At 51.8% G+C, this 18,056-nt stretch carries 15 protein-coding genes; 12 read left to right on the top strand and 3 right to left on the bottom strand.

The genetic code is table 11. From position 1 onward, the window contains the following. Nucleotide 1 precedes the first annotated feature (1 nt). The 3 genes from QUD54_RS04085 to hypF all read left to right on the top strand — a co-directional run bounded on the left by QUD54_RS04085 (nucleotide 2) and on the right by hypF (nucleotide 4,852). Nucleotides 2–550, top strand: a complete 549-nt coding sequence (locus QUD54_RS04085; RefSeq protein ID WP_286337687.1) for a HyaD/HybD family hydrogenase maturation endopeptidase — start codon at nucleotides 2–4, stop codon at nucleotides 548–550. Between the two features lie 107 nt (nucleotides 551–657). After that, nucleotides 658–2,586, top strand: coding sequence for a carbamoyltransferase HypF (locus QUD54_RS04080; RefSeq protein ID WP_286337686.1), 1,929 nt, complete (start codon nucleotides 658–660; stop codon nucleotides 2,584–2,586). Further along, nucleotides 2,558–4,852: a carbamoyltransferase HypF gene (hypF, locus tag QUD54_RS04075; protein WP_286337685.1), complete on the top strand. Its 2,295-nt coding sequence runs from the start codon at nucleotides 2,558–2,560 to the stop codon at nucleotides 4,850–4,852. Before QUD54_RS04080 ends, hypF begins: the two co-directional genes overlap by 29 nt. A 62-nt stretch (nucleotides 4,853–4,914) precedes the next feature. On the opposite strand, the gene QUD54_RS04070 is transcribed toward hypF, so the two are convergent. Then, nucleotides 4,915–5,589 (bottom strand): transposase, encoded by a 675-nt coding sequence (locus QUD54_RS04070; RefSeq protein ID WP_286337684.1) that lies wholly within the window; start codon nucleotides 5,587–5,589, stop codon nucleotides 4,915–4,917. Nucleotides 5,590–5,693: 104 nt separating this feature from the next. Between QUD54_RS04070 and QUD54_RS04065 the strand changes: the two genes are divergently transcribed. From QUD54_RS04065 to QUD54_RS04025, 9 genes are all read left to right on the top strand, one after another. After that, nucleotides 5,694–6,341, top strand: coding sequence for a hypothetical protein (locus QUD54_RS04065; protein WP_286337683.1), 648 nt, complete (start codon nucleotides 5,694–5,696; stop codon nucleotides 6,339–6,341). A gap of 27 nt (nucleotides 6,342–6,368) precedes the next feature. Then, nucleotides 6,369–7,142 carry a hydrogenase nickel incorporation protein HypB gene (gene hypB, locus QUD54_RS04060; protein ID WP_286337682.1) on the top strand — a complete coding sequence of 258 codons (774 nt, stop codon included), beginning with the start codon at nucleotides 6,369–6,371 and terminating at the stop codon, nucleotides 7,140–7,142. Then, nucleotides 7,142–7,444: a HypC/HybG/HupF family hydrogenase formation chaperone gene (locus QUD54_RS04055; RefSeq protein WP_286337681.1), complete on the top strand. Its 303-nt coding sequence runs from the start codon at nucleotides 7,142–7,144 to the stop codon at nucleotides 7,442–7,444. The genes hypB and QUD54_RS04055 overlap by 1 nt, the downstream gene beginning before the upstream one ends. Then, the gene (gene hypD / locus QUD54_RS04050) at nucleotides 7,441–8,583 is read left to right on the top strand and encodes a hydrogenase formation protein HypD (RefSeq protein WP_286337680.1); all 1,143 of its coding nucleotides are present in this window, start codon (nucleotides 7,441–7,443) and stop codon (nucleotides 8,581–8,583) included. Before QUD54_RS04055 ends, hypD begins: the two co-directional genes overlap by 4 nt. A gap of 24 nt (nucleotides 8,584–8,607) precedes the next feature. Then, nucleotides 8,608–9,603 carry a hydrogenase expression/formation protein HypE gene (gene hypE / locus QUD54_RS04045; RefSeq protein WP_286337679.1) on the top strand — a complete coding sequence of 332 codons (996 nt, stop codon included), beginning with the start codon at nucleotides 8,608–8,610 and terminating at the stop codon, nucleotides 9,601–9,603. A gap of 4 nt (nucleotides 9,604–9,607) precedes the next feature. After that, the gene (locus tag QUD54_RS04040) at nucleotides 9,608–11,266 is read left to right on the top strand and encodes an enoyl-CoA hydratase-related protein (RefSeq protein ID WP_286337678.1); all 1,659 of its coding nucleotides are present in this window, start codon (nucleotides 9,608–9,610) and stop codon (nucleotides 11,264–11,266) included. Next, nucleotides 11,259–11,600 (top strand): hydrogenase maturation nickel metallochaperone HypA, encoded by a 342-nt coding sequence (gene hypA / locus QUD54_RS04035; RefSeq protein WP_286337677.1) that lies wholly within the window; start codon nucleotides 11,259–11,261, stop codon nucleotides 11,598–11,600. The genes QUD54_RS04040 and hypA overlap by 8 nt, the downstream gene beginning before the upstream one ends. Before the next feature lie 557 nt (nucleotides 11,601–12,157). After that, a complete protein-coding gene (locus QUD54_RS04030) occupies nucleotides 12,158–12,778 on the top strand; it encodes a DUF1819 family protein (protein WP_286337676.1) in 621 nt (206 codons plus the stop codon). Further along, complete coding sequence (locus QUD54_RS04025) at nucleotides 12,775–13,362, top strand: DUF1788 domain-containing protein (RefSeq protein ID WP_286337675.1); 588 nt, start codon at nucleotides 12,775–12,777, stop codon at nucleotides 13,360–13,362. The genes QUD54_RS04030 and QUD54_RS04025 overlap by 4 nt, the downstream gene beginning before the upstream one ends. A gap of 136 nt (nucleotides 13,363–13,498) precedes the next feature. On the opposite strand, the gene brxL is transcribed toward QUD54_RS04025, so the two are convergent. Both brxL and pglZ read right to left on the bottom strand, forming a co-directional pair. Then, the gene (gene brxL / locus QUD54_RS04020; RefSeq protein WP_286337674.1) at nucleotides 13,499–15,526 is read right to left on the bottom strand and encodes a protease Lon-related BREX system protein BrxL; all 2,028 of its coding nucleotides are present in this window, start codon (nucleotides 15,524–15,526) and stop codon (nucleotides 13,499–13,501) included. After that, nucleotides 15,526–18,015, bottom strand: a complete 2,490-nt coding sequence (pglZ, locus tag QUD54_RS04015) for a BREX-1 system phosphatase PglZ type A (protein WP_286337673.1) — start codon at nucleotides 18,013–18,015, stop codon at nucleotides 15,526–15,528. Before pglZ ends, brxL begins: the two co-directional genes overlap by 1 nt. Between the last annotated feature and the right edge of the window lie 41 nt (nucleotides 18,016–18,056).

Below are 18,056 nucleotides of genomic sequence, written 5' to 3'. Positions count from 1 at the left end.
AATGCAGGAGAATACGACGGTTGTCATTGGTGTTGGAAACATCCTCTTCAAGGATGAAGGGGTCGGCATCTATGCTGCCAAATATCTGGAGGAGAACTATGACTTCTCCCCGGCCGTCGATATTGTCGATGGCGGCACACTGGGGTTCAAACTGATGACCTACTACCAAAGCTATGACAAAGTCGTGATTCTCGACACCGTCTCCATCGAAGATGATGCAGGTTCAGTCTACAACCTGCCTGCCGATGCCCTGATGGGACTCGGTAGTTACCGCCAGACGGCACACGAAGTCGAAGTTGTCGAGATGCTCGAAATCTGCTCGATGCTCGATAAAATGGCAGAAGTGAGTGTCATCGGTATCGTTCCCGAAGATATCGAGAGTGTCGATATCGATATGACACCAACCTTGAAAGAGTCGTTCGACGGTCTCATCCGCGCTACGCTGAAAGAACTTGAAAATTCCGGTATCCGTGCGATTCAAAAAGCGAAGACGAAATCGCTCGATGCGATCGTTCGGGCCTATAACTCTCCAACGATGGCGAGCGTATAGGCTGCAGGCCGAGAGTGCCCGTACCATTACCACTCCTGTTATATAATTACCGGCAAACCTCCTGAAATTCAGGCCTGCAGCCTATACGCTTTTAAAAGGGGTATCCATTGGCATTCATTTTTGAACTCGGATATATCGCTGCGCACCGCTACATTCCACGCTATATCGAAGCGTTGGCGGAGCGAAACGGTCTCGATATCACACTGGTCGAAACGGACGAGAAAATCGCGCTGATCGCGGATGAAAAGGAACCGAAACTTGCCGATTTTCTGAATCAGCTTGGTGATCTGCTGCCGGCATCTTTGTTTATGGGTGCTTCGGAGCACCGTATCGAAGCGATGCCCGTTCCGAAGATTCGCAAATGCGAACGTCCGTCGGTACCACATGCGGTGGCACTTTGCCCGACGTGTATGAAAGAGATTTTCGATCCCTCTTCACGGCGCTACTACTACCCTTTCACCAGCTGCAACTGCTGCGGGGCGCAGTATGGTTTGGCCGAGGGGTATCCGTTTGAGCGAAAAACTACGCAGATGCGTTTTTTCGTACCGTGTGAAGCGTGCGAAGCGGAGATGCGCTCCAACCCGTTCAGAAAAGATTATGCACTCATCAGCTGCCACAACTGCGGCGTTCCTGTAAAGATGACCGATCGCATCAAAGAGCGCTATGCCAACGATTCCGGAAGTTTCAAAACGATGTTCGAAGTGGCGGCAAAGGCGATAAGAGACGGCAAAACGGTCCGCATCAAGACGCTGATGGGCGATCGACTCTTTTTCGATGCAAAAAGCGAAAACGATTTTCATGGCAAACGGCTGATGCTACTCGATGCCGGCCGGATCGAGGAATTTTGTGCCGTCATCAAAGATGAGATTCATGCCCTTTTGTCGATCGAGCGTCCACTGCTTGACGTGACGGTGAGCGACGAGACGCTTTGGTCTTTCTACGGCCGTGTCGCGACGATCAAATATCCCGACGACGGCTTCACGGTTCTGCTGGCGAAAGAGCTGATCGCGTTGGGATTTGGCTGTGTCGGGTATGTCGAGTGCGGCAGCGATGCACCGGCCGATTATGTAATCGATTACGATCTGCAGGTCGATGCACAGCGCGATATGCGCTATTTTATCAACAAAGATTCGAAGTTTATCGTCGAAGGGGAACGCGTTTCGTTTCCGGTATGGTTCGAACGACATACAGCCCGCGTCGCTGTCGCACACGGTCTGGCTGCAGTACCCTTCGAGAAAGGAGTGCTGCTTGAGAGAATGGAGCGGATCGAGAGTGCGGAAGCTGCGGAACTTTTCGTTCTCGAGAATGAGCCCTTCGCATCCGAACACTCGCGTACGGTACGGTTCGATCAGGCTTCCGCCTCGGTGATCTCCGTTCTGCTGGAACACCGAAAAACCGACAAAAAAGCGGTTGGTGTCTATTTTGAAGATCTGCTGCTCTTTTTGTATCATAATGGCAAGAAGCCGATCATCGCGGTTCCTTCACTCGAGTTCCGCCCCGAAGAGCTTCGAGAGAAGATCGTGACGCTTCGGGAAGGCTCCGACAGGCTTGTCGTAAACTTCGAGACGAAATACCCCGATCGGGCGGAACGTCTCTTTTCAAGAGAAGGGCCTGGGCTTCTTTTTGAAGCGGCGGCAGTCATTATGGGATTTGAAGATCCAGGATTCGATGCTGTAGGAAAGGCTGCGCTCACCTTTGTCGGAAAAGGAGGTCTCCAGATCGATACGAGAGTCTCCGACAACCGCTTCGATCCTTTCGCCTTTCTTGCGAGCATCATGAGTTACACGATGGCGGAAGTCCCGACGGCTCTTCTGGCCTATTCGATCTTCGAATCGTTCGGTGATTATGTTACCGAAGTGGCGATGGAGCTGAAACGGCGAGCCAAGGCGGAGCATATCGTGCTGTGCGGCAGGACATTTGGCCATCAATCACTGTTTAGCCGTATTCAAAGAAACTTCGCAAATGAAGAGGTTCTGATGAACCGCCTCTTTCCTGTCGGAAAGGAGAATGCCGTCTTTGGCGCGCTCGGACTCTAAGCAACATCTGCTACTGAAGATAGGGGGCATCGTGCAGGGTGTCGGCTTCAGGCCGTTTGTCCACAAACTCGCCACCGAATTGGACCTGTGCGGTGACATTCGAAACGAAAGCGATGGCGTCACCATCCATATTGAAGGCAAAAAAGAGACGATCGAGCTTTTTTGCCGCCGGCTAAAGTCCGAAACACCGCCGCTTGCCCGTATTGACACTATCGAAAGCAGATGGTGCGATGTCGAGGGGATTGAGGGGTTTTCGATTGTGGAATCGGATGCAGCCGCTTTCAAAACCGCTGCCGTAAGCCCCGATATCTCCGTCTGTGAAAACTGCGTATCGGAAATGCGCGATCCCGGAAACCGGCGCTATCGTTACCCTTTCATCAACTGCACCGATTGTGGCCCCCGCTATACGATCACAAAAACCATCCCCTACGACCGTCCCAATACCTCGATGGCGAAGTTCGTGATGTGTCCGACATGCAAAAAAGAGTATGAAAATCCACTCGATCGACGTTATCACGCCCAACCGATCAGCTGTTTTGAGTGCGGACCGAGCCTGCGCCTCTTGCACAGGAGAGAGAAGTGGGAAGCTGGAAGTGAAGAGTCGATTGGGGCGGTTGCACAGCTTCTCAAAGAGGGGAAGACCGTCGCAGTCAAAGGGTTGGGCGGGTTTCACCTGATATGCGATGCGACGAATGACGAAGCGGTGCAAAGGCTGCGGGAGCGGAAACGGCGCCCGAGTAAACCTTTCGCCATAATGGTCAAAGACGTGGAAACGGCCAAAAAACTGGCCCGAGTGGATGAAATGGAAGAGCGGCTTTTGACAAGTAAAGAACGCCCCATCGTTCTGATGGAAAAAACTTCCCCCTCCTCACTTCCCACTCCTCACTTGAGCGACGCCGTCGCGCCGGCCATTGACCGCATCGGCATCATGCTGCCGTATACGCCGCTACATCTGCTCCTTTTCGACGATCTCGACATCCCGTTGGTCGCTACCAGCGCCAACCTTGGCGACGAACCGATCATTACAGATGTGCAGGAACTGATCCGAAAACTTGGCCACGTTGTCGACGCGGTTCTCGACCACGACCGTGATATCGTCAACGCCTGCGATGATTCAGTCGTACAGGTTATCGCCGGACGGCCGCAATGGCTGCGTATCGCTCGCGGGGTGGCGCCGATGACCTTGCCGCTTGAAAAACGTACGGGCAAAAAGATTCTTGCCGTCGGTGCCAACCAGAAAAACACGATTGCTCTGGCGTTTGAGGATAAGATAATCCTTTCGCCCCACATTGGTGACTTGAACGGTATCGAGGCTATGGAGTACTTCGAACGCACCGTCGAAACCTTCACAAATTTTTACGGTTTCGTTCCCGATACCATCGTTCATGACAAACATCCCCTCTATTCGACTACGAAGTGGGCAAGCGAGGCAGCAATGAACGATGAACGATTGACGATAGTGGAAGTGCAGCATCATTATGCCCATACCTTGGCCGTGATGGCCGAGCATAGCATCACCGACACGGTGTTGGCTTTCAGTTGGGATGGTACCGGGTACGGCGACGACGGCACGATATGGGGCGGAGAGGTACTCAAAGCGGATGTTCACGGCTTCGAACGCGTAGCTTCGCTTCGTCCATTCAGGCTTCTCGGTGGTGAGAAGGCTGTTCGCGAGCCGCGCAGGGTCGCGCTGTCACTGCTCTTCGAGCTCTTTCCACTCGATGAAGTTCTTGCGTTGAAAAACCCCACTGTCGAATCATTCAAACCCTCTGAAATAAAACTGCTCCACCAGGCTTGGCAAAAGGGTATCAATGCCCCGCTGACCACTTCGGTAGGACGGCTGTTCGATGCAGTTGCAAGTCTTGCCGGCATTTGTCAACACATTAGCTATGAAGGGGAGAGTGGCCTACTACTCGAAGCCAGGGTGTCGGATGTTAAAAAGAACGTTTATGGCCTACCGGTGAAGAATGGTGTGATCGACTTCGCTCCGATGATCGAAGAGTTGGCGTTGGCAAGCACTCCCGATGCACCGGCATACTTTATGAGGGCATTGTGTGATTGCATTGTGCAGATTGCGCGACAGTATGTGTCGTTGCCTTTGATTTTTACAGGCGGTGTATTTCAAAATAGAACCCTTTACAATATGGTTTTAGAAGCTTTCGAAGAGGAAGAAAGGGAGATTTTAATACCCGAAAAAATTCCAGTCAACGATGCTTCGATCGCTTTAGGGCAGGCATGGTATGCATTCCATAGGGAAGAGAAATAGGGGTCGCTCCACGTGAGAACCCAGGACCGCGCTCTTTCGATATATTTCGCTTTCATCTAGTATTATATTTGAAAGTAAAGTTTTTTGAGTATTTCGATCTGCTCGTTTGTACCGTAATTGAATTTGAACTCCGCCTCTTTGAGGTAATAGATGAAATTTTCTCTCCGAACGCCATTGTACTTTTTCATGAATTCGTCGAAATATTCCCAAAATCTGACGATCGTGTTGTCGATGCTTCTTAGTTTGGCGATACGGTGGATTTTCAGAAACTTGGAAAACTCTGTGTAATAGAGTTCGTCGAGCCCGTCGGCGAGAAATCCGTTTTTGTAGCGCTCGAGCGAGGGCATCAGGATATTGTAGACTCTGCCGCCGTAATCGAATGTGAGAAAATTGTGTGCATCGAAAATATATTTTTTATCTTTTCGCTTGGTATGATCGAGATAGAGATATTCGTCGTACTCGACGATCTCTTCACGGTGCCCGGCATACTCCTCTTCCAGAAAAGAGACGAGCCGCTTTCGCAAAGTCTCATAAACCCGCTTGGCCGTGATGTAATTGAGACCTAGTTTATCGGCAGCCTCTTTGGTTGTAAAATCGTCGCGAAACGCTTCGATAAGAGACATATGGCGTGCGAATTTTTTTGGGCTGTATTTTCGTTTGCACACACTGCATTTGACCATACCGTCACCGAGCAGATAGAGTCGGTCGTTACAGTAGATGCAACTTCGTATTTGCATGATCGGTCCTGTTTTTATATAAGGATTTGGACTTTTAAACTTCCTCTCATGATAACACTGTATAATTAAATCTAAACTGAATGACCATTCATTAAGGATTTGCCGTGGAGCTGAGTCTTTCGCTGATTTTCTGGTATGGTATTTTGCACGCCTTCGGACCTGACCATCTGACGGCGATCGCCGACTTTTCGATCGGGAAGGGACGGCGGAAAACACTCTTTATCACATTCGCTTTCGCGATAGGGCACGGTCTTTCGCTTTTCGTATTCGCGAAGCTTTTACAACGTGTCGAGCTTTCTGCGGATATTCTGGCGTATGGCGATATGATCTCTTCGAGCGTGATTTTGGCGATCGGGGCCTATCTTCTTTTTATGGCGGCTACGGATAGCATCAATATCGGAAAACATATACACGAAGGCAAAGAGCATATTCACATCTGGTTTGGCAGGTCCCACGACCACAGAGATGAAGATTTTCAAAAAAGGAGCGTTTCGGCTCTCTCCATCGGTGCTTTGATGGGGATTGGCGGAGTCCGCGGGATGCTGGTGACACTCAGTGCCATCGCCCACAACGAGGTGAATCTCTGGATGGTTTTGAGCTTTACGCTCGGGGTCATGCTCGTTTTTATGGGCTTTGGTTACTTCATCGCCCTTATCAACGACAATCTTCTGACAAGCCGCCGAAATGTGCGTACTGCATTTGCGACGGCCGGGGCCGTTTCACTGCTTGTGGGTTCACAGATACTTTTTTAAAAAAATTATCATATAGGAGAAACTATTATGTGTAAAGATTGCGGCTGTTCCATTACTGACCATGTACATGAACACGAAGACCATCATCACGACCATTCCCATACCCATCAGGCGGCACATGAGACGCTGCATCACAATCCGCAGCTGAACGATAAAAAGACGATCGAAGTGATCAGCAAAATTTTGGACAAGAACGACCACGAAGCGGCGCACAACCGGGCCCACTTCGACAGCCATAACGTACTGGCGATCAATCTGATGAGTTCACCCGGCAGCGGCAAGACGACACTACTGGAACATCTAGCCGACATCGGGCCCTTCAAGTTCGGCGTGATCGAAGGCGATCTTGAGACCAACCGCGACGCCGACCGTATCAAGGCCAAGGGGATCCCGGCCTATCAGATTCAGACCGGAAGCGCGTGCCATTTGGATGCGTTTATGGTGCACAAGGGACTGCACGATATGCCGCTGGAAGCTATCGACGTCTGCTTCATCGAAAATGTTGGCAACCTCGTCTGCCCGGCGAGCTACGATGTTGGGGCGCACCTGAACGTGGTGCTGGTCTCGGTGCCCGAGGGAGAAGACAAGATTGAGAAGTATCCGGTGATGTTCCGCCAGGCCGATCTGGTGCTCATCACAAAAACCGACCTGCTGCCGTATTTCGATTTCAGCGTCGACAATGCCAAAAAAGCGGCGAGAAAGATCAACCCCGGTGTCGATGTGTTAGAGGTCAATACGAAAGACCCTGAGAGCATCAAACGGGTTGCCGACTGGATCAAATTCAAGATGGAGATGCGCTGATGTGTTTGTCGATTCCGAGCAAAGTTGTCGAGGTGAACAAGGATGAAGTGACGGCGATCGTTGATACGATGGGCGTTAAACGAAAAGTCGGCATCGATTTCATCGCCGATGAGGTAGAAGAGGGCGACTATGTGCTTATCCACATCGGGTATGCAATGAATATCATCGACGAAGAGGATGCGCTCGAGAGCATCAAAGTCTACCAAGAGATACTCGAAAAGATGGACGAAGAACAGCGGCAGGAAGTGCAGGAGTCGATGGTGAAAGAGAGTGACAATTGTCCGAACGGTGGTGTCACATGAGTTTGCAGCTAAAAGATCTCTACGACAAATTTCGTGATCCGGCGACAATCAAGGCGTTGGCGAAACTTATCGGTGAAGAGGCGAAGAAACTGGAACGTCCGATCAATGTGATGGAGGTATGCGGTGGCCATACCCATACAATCATGAAGTACGGCCTCAAGCAGCTTTTACCCGAATCCATCGAGTTCATTCACGGCCCCGGCTGCCCGGTCTGCATTATGCCCAAGGAAAGGATCGACCACGCTTACATCCTTGCACAGCAGCCCGACGTCATTCTAGTCACGCTTGGTGATATGATCAAAGTACCCGGCAGCAAAGGAAGCCTACAGGACGCCCGCAGCAAGGGTGCAGATGTGCGCTTCGTCTATTCACCGCTCGATGCGCTGAAAATTGCCGTTGAAAATCCGGACAAAACGGTGATCTTCTTTGCCATTGGTTTCGAGACGACGACGCCGATGACTGCGGCGCTAATGGATCAGGCGATCGAGCGTGGGTTGAAAAATCTTCTCTTTCACATCAATCACGTTACGGTCCCGGAGGTGATGAAAGAGCTCATCGACAGCCGTGATGTGCATGTGGACAGCTACAACAACCGTATTGACGCTTTTATTGGCCCGAGCCATGTCAGCGTGATTGCAGGGGCGAAGATCTACGAGCCTTTCCCACGCGCCTACCATCGTCCCGTAGTTGTGAGTGGCTTCGAGCCGGTCGATGTGATGGAAGGGGTACTGATGCTGGTGAAACAGTTTTCCGAAAAGCGTTGCGAACTGGAGGTTCAGTACAGGCGCAGCGTTACCTACGAGGGCAATCTCAAAGCACAGGCGATGATAAACAAATATTTCGAAAAGCGAGGCCTCTTCAAATGGCGCGGGCTCGGCAACATCCCCGACAGCGCTCTGAAACTGCGTGATGAATATGCCAAGTTCGATGCCGAGAAACGCTATGCCGACATCCTGCCCAAAGAGGAGATCGAAGACCACAAACTCTGCATCTGTGGCGATATTTTGCGCGGTATGGCAAAACCGACCGAGTGTCAGGTTTTCAGTACCGCATGCAAACCGAGCTCGCCGCTTGGCAGCTGCATGGTGAGCAGCGAAGGAGCGTGCGCAGCGTACTACAAATATGGCGGTGTAATGTAATGCACCGCCAAGGAGCATAAAGAGATGAAAACCATTACCTTGGCACAGGGCAACGGGGGCGAAGAGAACCGGCAGCTCATTTCGGAACTCTTTTTCCGGCATTTGAAAAACGACATACTGCAAAAGGCGGAGGATGCGGCGGTGGTGGAGGATGGGACGCTTGCCATGACCACCGACAGCTTTACCGTCAGCCCTATCTTCTTCGCCGGTGGCGATATCGGGAAGCTTTCGGTCTGCGGCACCTGCAACGATCTGGCGATGATGGCGGCGAGGCCCTGTTATCTGACCCTTTCGGTCGTGCTGGAGGAGGGGTTCGAGACCCGAAAACTCGAAAAGATCGTCCGCTCCATCAAAAAGGAGCTGCTCGAAAACGGTGCCAAAGTGGTGGCGGGCGATACGAAGGTGGTGCCCAAAGGATCGGTGGATCAGATCTTCATCACGACGACGGGCCTCGGGGAGGTGACGGTACCAGGAATCAGCGCCTCGAATGTGCAGAAAGGCGACGTTATCGTCGTCAGCCGCGACATCGGTCGGCACGGGGCGGCTATTTTCGCGGCGCGTGAGGGGATCGAGCTCGAAAGTGCCATCACCAGCGACTGCGCATCGCTTTGGCCGATGGTGGAGAAGGTGATAGAAACCGGCGTCGTCCCCCACGCCATGCGGGACGCTACCCGTGGCGGTGTGGCGGCGGTGCTGAACGAGTGGGCCGAGGCGAGCGGCGTCTGCATCGAGGTGGACGAAGGCGAAATCCCCGTAAGCGAAACGGTGGCGGGTATCTGCGAGCTGCTGGGCTTCGAACCCACGGCACTGGCTAACGAAGGGACCTTTTTGCTGGCCGTCAGGCCCGAAGAGGCCGAAAAAGTCGTGGAGATTTTGCGAAGCTTTCCCGGCAACGAAGCGGCGGTACAGATCGGTGAGGTAACCGATAGTTATCTGCAAAAGGTGATTTTGCGCAGTGCATGGGGGACGAAGCGGTTTATGGATCTTCCCACGGGCGAACTGCTGCCGAGAATCTGTTGATCCGATGAAGATACTCCTTCTTTGTACGACTTTCAACTCTTTGACGCAGGCGGTCTATACGTCGCTTCTGGAGCGTGGCGACACAGTGGCCGTCGCCTTCGCGCTCGACGAGGCGCAGATGATAGAAGAGATCGAAGCATTCGGCCCGGATCTCCTGCTCTGCCCCTTTCTCAAGCGCTATCTGCCGCCGGCCATCTATGAACGATACCCGACATTCGTCTTTCACCCCGGGCCGCGGGGTGACCGTGGACCCAATGCGCTGGAGTATGCTTTGCTGCATCACGAAAAGCGGTGGGGAAGTGTCTGGCTGAAAGCGAACGAACACTATGACGGGGGTGACATTTACTCCGAGGCCGAATTTTCCGTTCGGCCGACCTACAAAGCATCGCTCTACCGCCGGGAGGTGGTGCGAAGCGCGGTAGAGATGCTGGAGCCGCTTTTTGAAGCGGTCGAAAAAGAGCGGTGCATACCGCAAATACTCAACCCGCTGCATCGAGCGTTTACACAGGCGGATCGTAAAATCGATTGGAAAAGCGACACGACCGAAAAAATTGTCGAAAAAATCTATCTCAGCGACAGCCATCCCGGGGTATTGGATGAGATTCTGGGGGTACCGTGCTACCTATACGGCGCACACCGTGAGGAGAAACTGCGTGGAGAACCGAAAGCTTTGCTCGCCAAGCGCGATGGGGCGATCTGTCTGGGAACGATCGATGGGGCGGTCTGGGTGAGCCATCTCAAAGAGCCGGGACGTTTCAAACTTCCGGCGACTTATGTGCTCAAGTCGCGCCTAAGGGGGGTCAGAGAGCACCGGCTGCCGCTCATTTTCGACCGCAGCTATGAGACGTTTTACGAAATCGGTGTCGATCGGGACGATCGTGTCGCCTACCTTTATTTCAATTTCCACAACGGTGCGATGAGCAGCGAACAGTGTATCCGCCTGAAATACGCGGTAGAGTACCTGAAAGATACGTGTGACCTGCTTGTGCTGATGGGTGGTGAGGATTTTTTCAGCAACGGTATCCACCTCAATATTCTTGAAGAGAGCCAAAAACAGGGAGAGGATGGTTGGAGCAACATCAATGCGATGAACAACCTGATTCGTTCGATTCTCTTTTGCGATGAGATTCCGACCGTAGCGTCATTTGGCCGAAACGCCGGTGCCGGCGGCGTTTTTCTGGGGCTTGCATGCGACATCGTCGTCGCGCGCGAGGGGGTGGTGTTCAACCCCCACTACAAGACACTCGGCTTAAGCGGGAGCGAATATCACACCTATACCCTGCCGCGTCGTGTGGGGAAGGAGCGAGCGCAATCGCTGCTGGAAGAGGCACTTCCCATCGGCGCCGCGCAAGCCAAAACGATCGGAATGGTCGATGAGCTCTTTCCCGATGCCGGCTACGATGAGAGGCTCCAGCGCTTTTGTAAAGCGTTGATAGAAGAGGAAGATCGCTATTACGACCTACTCGATGCCAAGCGTGACCGTCTGGAGGCAGAGGAGGATGTTATAGACGCCTGCAAGGAGGCAGAGTTGGAGAGAATGTATCCGGAGTTCTGGGAGTCTGACAGCCCCTTTCATATGTTGAGGCGAGAGTTTGTCTACAAGCTCTGTCCGAGGAGAACTCCTGAACGATTAAAGTACCCCAAAAGGATAGCGCATGCATGAGTATTCCATCGTCCAGGCACTGCTGAACCAGTGCGAGGAGCACGCCAAAGCCAACGACGCAAAGAAGATCACCCGCATCGAGGTGAAGATCGGTGTGCTCAGCGGTGTGGAACCGCATCTGCTCGAGACCGCTTTCAATACGTTCAAAGAGAAGACAATCTGCGAAACGGCCGATTTCGTCATGCAAATACAACCCGTCGTGATCTATTGCAGCGAGTGTGAAGAGGAGTTCGTTTTGAGCGAACACGACTATGCCTGCCCTAAGTGTGGCGGTAATTTGGTCAGGATACTCGATGGGGAAGATATGCTGCTGATGCGACTGGAGATGGAGTAGCAAGCGTGAAAGCGATATAATGTTTTGATTAGGAAAATAGGGACAGGCTACTTTTATAGCGACGATTGATTCAAGATTTTGTGAAACTTCGTATGAGTGTATCGATAAGAAAGGGTAAAATTGAAGAATTGCTCCGGATGCTGGATTCCACTCTATACGATATATGCCTACGAAAATGCGAAAACAAGGGATGCACGACGACTCCTTGAGTATTACAAAAACATGAAAAGTCGCTGAAAATGTATCCCTCTGGAATTTTGGGGATAGGTTCGTCATTTTCACTTCTCCGATCTTTCCATAACGACTGTGTAATGGTCCGAAAGCCATTATATAATTACAATTTCTCCAAGCGAAAGAAAAGGAATTTAAAATAATATTTTCATTGCCGGCTGGAAGCACTTGATATGCAATGTGGAGACCGGTAAAGTTCCGATTCTACAGGCGTTTATTTCTGAATGATGCATCCAACTGCTTGTTCATGAGAGTAAAGGATGTAATAGTAGTGTAAAATATAACTTTTAAAACGATGATATTTTAAGAAAGAAAATTTATTGCTTATGAAAAAGTACCAACTCTCCTTTACCGCTGTCGGTTTAATGCCGTATGAAATGCAGATGGTGGCTCAGACTTATCTCGAATGTGGAAAAGATTGGAATGCCGCCGAAAAAGAGATCATCGAAAGAAATATATTGCAAAAAATGACGAAAGCGACGCTTAAAAGGAAATTGCAGGAATTCAAAAAGCGGTGTACGGCATTGAACGATGAAGAGTTGATGCGTTTGGCCGAAAATAAAGAGATCAAAGCTTTTGCATTCTTGAGTGCCATAAAAACTTATGCGTTACTCTATGAATTTTGTATCGAAGTACTGAGAAATAAATATTTGAATTTCGATCCCGTTCTTCTGGAGAGTGACTGGAACAATTTCATAGAGTCCAAAAAAAATATCTCACCCGATCTGGCACAAAAAAGCGAAAGCACGATCCATAAAGCGAAACAGGTGATTTTCAATATGCTAAAAGGCGTTGGACTGATCGAAGGGACAACAAATAGACAGATTGTACGCCCCTATCTTTCGAAAGATTTCGTATCCTGTGTATGCCGGGACAACCCCAAATGGCTTGCCGCTTTTCTCTATTCGGAGAGTGATATAGCCATTATGTGCAAAGAGAGACAATGAGACGTGAAAATATCGTAAAAAAATTCGACAAAATCTATGAAAAGGTCACAACGGAGGCTTTTTTACAGATGAAAGCATTGGGCGGGGAGGTGCCGTTTTTCATCAGCTCTTATCCCATCGAACAGCAAAACGAAGTGTATAGTGAAATCGAAAGGTTGAAGCACCGTCTGTATGAAAAGTCGATAGAAGTCGTCGAAGTCAATCTTTACGATATTGTTATAGAGATCCTGCAGGAACGAAACATTTTAGAAAGACTCCTCGAAAAAGAGAAGAGCCTCGGGCCGGACAAAATGGAGAAAACCCTGCTGGGCGTGTTGGACATTCAAAAAAGCGTCATACCGCATATTCAGCGAAAGGTTGCCGAAAACCCTGACGCGAAGATACTCTTTCTCACAGGTATTGGCGAAGTGTATCCTTACCTACGTTCCCATGTGATTTTGAACAACCTCCAAAACGCCGTCAAACATATCCCGACGCTGATGTTCTACCCCGGCACCTACACGGGACGATCGCTCGAGCTCTTCGGCCGATTCAAGGACGACAACTATTATCGCGCTTTCAGCCTCGATACGACCGAATTTTAAACACCTGATGGTACGCGAATCATGAGCGTAGCCCATGATTCGGCAGGGACTAAAGTCCCCTGCACCCCCCTAAAGCTTCGAAAGCTTTCACTTTCGAGATGAGATGACACAAATTCGACATTTTGTGTCATCTCAGTCAAACACCCGTTGCCTTGAACACGGCATCCACGGGGTCGTTGTAGATGAGCAGCTGAAATTTCGCCATCAGATCGGCGGGTACCTGGGCGATCTGCGCCATATCCGCCGCGGGGATCAATACCCGTTTCGCGCCGGCATCCGACGCCACCTGAAGCGCATCCCCCAGATTGTCCGTACCGATGATCGACCCTCCGATACTCATCGATCCAAGTACCGTCATCTGCGGCAGCAGCGGCCTCTCGATCACGCCGGAGGCGATGGAGAGAAAGATGGCCAGTTCCAGTCCTCGGACATTCTCGATGCCGTTGAGATCGGTTGCCTTGATATGGAAATCGTGCTCTTTGAACTTCGCACCCGCCGAAACCCTGTGCAGATTCGCCTGCGCGTAGTTGATCGCCTCTTTGATCTCGTCCTTGATCGTCTTGCCACTGCCAAATCCCGTATGGGTCACCTTACCGCTTCCCGCCATCTTCTGTAGATCGATGCGAAATAGCCCCTTGTGCCCGCTCACTTCGCTCGAAGCCACGGCATAGAGGGTTCCCGGGGGCAGCTCGCCTTCGGGGATCAGCGCGTTGCCGCCGCTTTCGGGCACGGTGACGAACCTCTCTTCACCGTTTTCGAGGTCGATGTACGAGAAATGCACATCGTAAAACTCCATCCCCCCGATCTTCTTGAGCTGCTCCTTGATGCGCCGCCGCCCGACCATCGCGTACCGAAGCACCGTCTCCACATCCTCTTTCGCAAAACTTCCATCGGGAAAGAGAAGCTTCAGCAGTCCACTGACCGTCTTTTTGACCGCTTTGACATCCCGCTGGTTCAGATCTTTGCCAAAACGAAACCACCGTTCGATGGCGTCGGAGAAATTCTCTTTCTGCAGTTCGCGCATCCACTCGGCCATATAGTCGGTAATGAAACCGTACTCGTTGGTAAAGAACTCGGGCCGCATCTTCGGCACTTCCCAACCCGGAATGTAGTAGTGAAAACGGTCGAAAAAGGCGGTGTCGATCATCTCTTTGGGAAAAGGGCTCAGCAGATGGGAGGTGCGCACGATGTTTTCGATAGAACCGTCGATATTGCCCACGAAAACCATCGACGCTTTCGCCTGGATCTGCTCTTTGCCCCGCGCGAACGATCCGCTCTCCATGTAGTCTTTCATGATCTGGATGCCGTCTTTGTCTTTGAAGCGGATGCCCGCCACTTCATCGAACGCCACCACGTCCCACATACCCACCAGGCCGACCGTCCGGCGTGCCATATTGTAAAAAAGGTTCGCCACGGTCGTCTGGCCGCCAGAGATCAGAATGGAGTTGGGCGAAAGCTCTTTGTAGACATAGCTTTTTCCCGTTCCTCTGGGCCCCAGTTCGCAGACATTGTAGTTGTTCTCTACAAACGGCACCAATCTTTCGACGAGATGCCATTTGACACTTTCATCCAGATTGGTCGGCTCCATCCCCGTACTTCGTATCAGCAGATCCATCCACTCGGAGAGTTCGAACCCCTTTCTCGCCTCTTTGAACGCTTCCATATCCATATTCGGCATCTGGATCGGTTTGAGACTCTCGATGATAAAAGGAGAATCCTTGAGGGCATTTTCGTCGAAATAGTAGTCGATCGTCACGATACACCAGATGCCCCCCGCCAGCAGCTTTTCGAACCGCTTGACATACCCCTCGCCGATGGCGATGCCTTTAAGCCCCAGATTGCTGAATTCCGCTTCGTAACGGTCCAGTTTTTCATTGAGTTTGACGGTCAGTTTGTCGATGACCTTGTAGCGTCCACGCTCTTTGATGCGCGCCTTGATCAGTTCCGCTTCATCGGGCCGCACATAGTTTTTCGACAAAATCTCCTTGACCTTCTGCACCCCTTCGCGTATCTGCTCTTCGTCGTCCGTCGCGCAGTACATACCCAGCAGGTATTCCAGCACATAGACCGGGACGTTGGCCCCCTCTTTGATCATCTTGGTCAAATCTTTGCGAACAACTTTGCCTGGAAAGTATCGGTTCGCCTTCTCGTTCAGCGCCGCCATCAAAACTCCTCGAAATCGTTGGTAAATGATATCAGCATCTCATAGGGCTCCTCTTTGTAGAGCCGCTCCATCGAAGTGCCCTCGACCGCCTCCATCATCCTCAAATAGACCGTTTGGCCATTGTATTCACCCGCTTTCGCGTTGAAATGGAAAGAAAACTTCTGCTCAAGATTGCGCAAATCCTGAGCCTTTTTGTCGAAAATCCCCTTTTGAACGTCGCTCAGCAGCGTTCCGTCTTTGGCGTAAAATGCCATCTTCAGTATTCTGGGCTTGCATTTGGCATCGACACTCTCACGCTGTATCAGAGAGACACCGATCTGGTTGGCGGTGATGCGGCTGAAACTTTTGATGAGATTCACCTCGACGGTCCGCTCGTCATCCTTGCGCCGTTTGCTGCACCGAATCAGCGGCACTACGACCTCCTGTAAGCTCATTCCGCCGTGAACGAAGCGGTTCCCGGCACCCTGCACACGAAACTTGTTGATAGAGCGCGGCAGCGACACCTCCGCCTCGTCGTCGATGCCCAGCTGCTTTGCTCCAAATTTTACGGCGCACCGCACGTTGGGAAGATCTTTGCCGATGATGAAGCGGCGGTTGCTCTTGTACACTTCGCCACCCTTCGGCATTTCGCACTGGTCAGGATCTTCCACGTCGGCCTCGTGGTATAAAAACCCGTGATCGGCGGTGATCAGCACATGCGTACCGTTGAAGTTGAAAACCTGTTTGACGAGCTTTTCGATCTTTAAAAAGGCCATCTCCACGGCATCGAAAACGTTCGATTCGCTGGCCGCTTTGTCGCCTGCTGCATCGATGTCGTTGTGATAGATGTAAAAGACGCGATAGTTCTTCACAAACGCCCGCCCTTCGTCGCGTCCCATCGCCAGAAACTCCTCGGCATTCAGATAGACCGACTTTTCGAAACGGGCTTTGAGAATCCTGTCCCGGTTTTTCGTTCCCGCACTGCTTTGATGATCCACATAGACCGTCGCGTCTTTGGCGTCGAAGCTGAGCGTCTCATGGGGCAAAAGCGATGCGATGCCCAGTTGCGTATAGCTCGGCAACGCGGCGGCCATGGCCGAACTCTCCACCTCCAGGCGGTTGTGTGCCGCCAGCCTCTGGGCCAGCTCCACGCCCGCTTCGTAGCGCAGCGCATCGGAGATGATGACATAGACCTTCTTTTGATCGTCCGAAACGGCCGGCGCGACGAATCTGTCGTAAAACTCGCGCTGCATCGTCACCCCGCCGATCCGCCAGCTCTCCATCGCATCCACGGCACTCTGCCAGGCATCCCCGAGCTCGCGCAGAAAAGTGACATAGCGCCCTTCGACGAAAGGCGAAAGTTTTTTGAGAACCTCCGGATGCTCGGCATGCCGGAAGTGATAGACAAACTTCCGGTAATGAAAATCGATCCGGTACCACTCGCCCGTATAGCTTTCAAACCCGCTCTCAAGCGTTGAGACGGTAGGCTGAAACGCCAGACGAAGCGACATCAGCGATGCCGCATGTTCCATCGCTTCGTAAAGGTTTTTGAAATCTTCGTACCAAAAGAGTGTGCGCCGCAGGCGTACCGTCTCGAGCACCTCCTCGCATGGGCAGGCGTCCTGCATCAGCATCGCTTTGAGCGTCAAAAGGATCCGCCGATCGATCGCTTCGAACGTATCGCTCTCGAGCAGCCGCTGCGCATCGTAGGGTGCCAGCACCCCCTCTACGCCAATCTCGTAAGCCACCTCCCTGGAGAGAGTGACGAAGTGCTCACGATTTCTGCTGCTGTCCATCCATCGGCTCACAAAAAGCGCCGCTTCGCGCCCCAGGGGCCTTTTGTCGGGATCGACTTTCGTAAAGAAGTGGCTTAGAAGCATCTGCACCAGCAGCTCCTTGAGCGTCGGCGACTCGCTTTCGTAGCCGTAATATTGCCCGGCCTGCCGGTAAATCCACTGTGTCAGGCCGTACTTCTGTAGCTGTTCGAGCTTTGCATCCTTCTGCATGGCCATCTGGGCAAAGATCGTTTGCAGCACCGCATCCCAGGCCGCCTCACACCCCAGCACCACGGCACACATGCCCAGCATCAGGCTCTCTTCGTCGCTTCCCTCACTCACAAACCGGCGCAGTTTTTCGACCCGTTTGGCGGCGTTGAAAAAGTCGGCGTGCCGCTCGATGAGCGGTTTGAGAGGCAGTGCAAGCCCCAGCTCCTGCACCAGCAGTGACGCTCTGTCGGCATGAAAGATGTGGTGGGAAAGCTCCAGATCGAGCAGCCAGTTCGCTTCATCGGCCGGCCTGGGCTTTGCACTGTAGACGAGAAACCTGCGTCCCGGATCGACTCTTAAAACCTTGTATTTCAAGCCGAACGGATTGCCGTCGAGCTCGATTTTTTCGACCTCTTCGAGTTCCAGCTCCTCATACCTCTCGCGCATCGAGCCTTCTGCATCATACCAGAAGACGAGCCGATGCTTTTCAAACAGCTTTTCAAGCGATTCTCCGATTTTGTTCATGCTTTACCTTCGTTTCTTCGATCGTCTATGAGAGACCGTTT

The organism is Hydrogenimonas cancrithermarum (genome assembly GCF_030296055.1).
GTDB classification, from domain to species: Bacteria; Campylobacterota; Campylobacteria; order Campylobacterales; family Hydrogenimonadaceae; genus Hydrogenimonas; species Hydrogenimonas cancrithermarum.
Note: the sequence above shows the minus strand (reverse complement) of the source record. Positions and strands in the feature narration are given on the sequence as shown.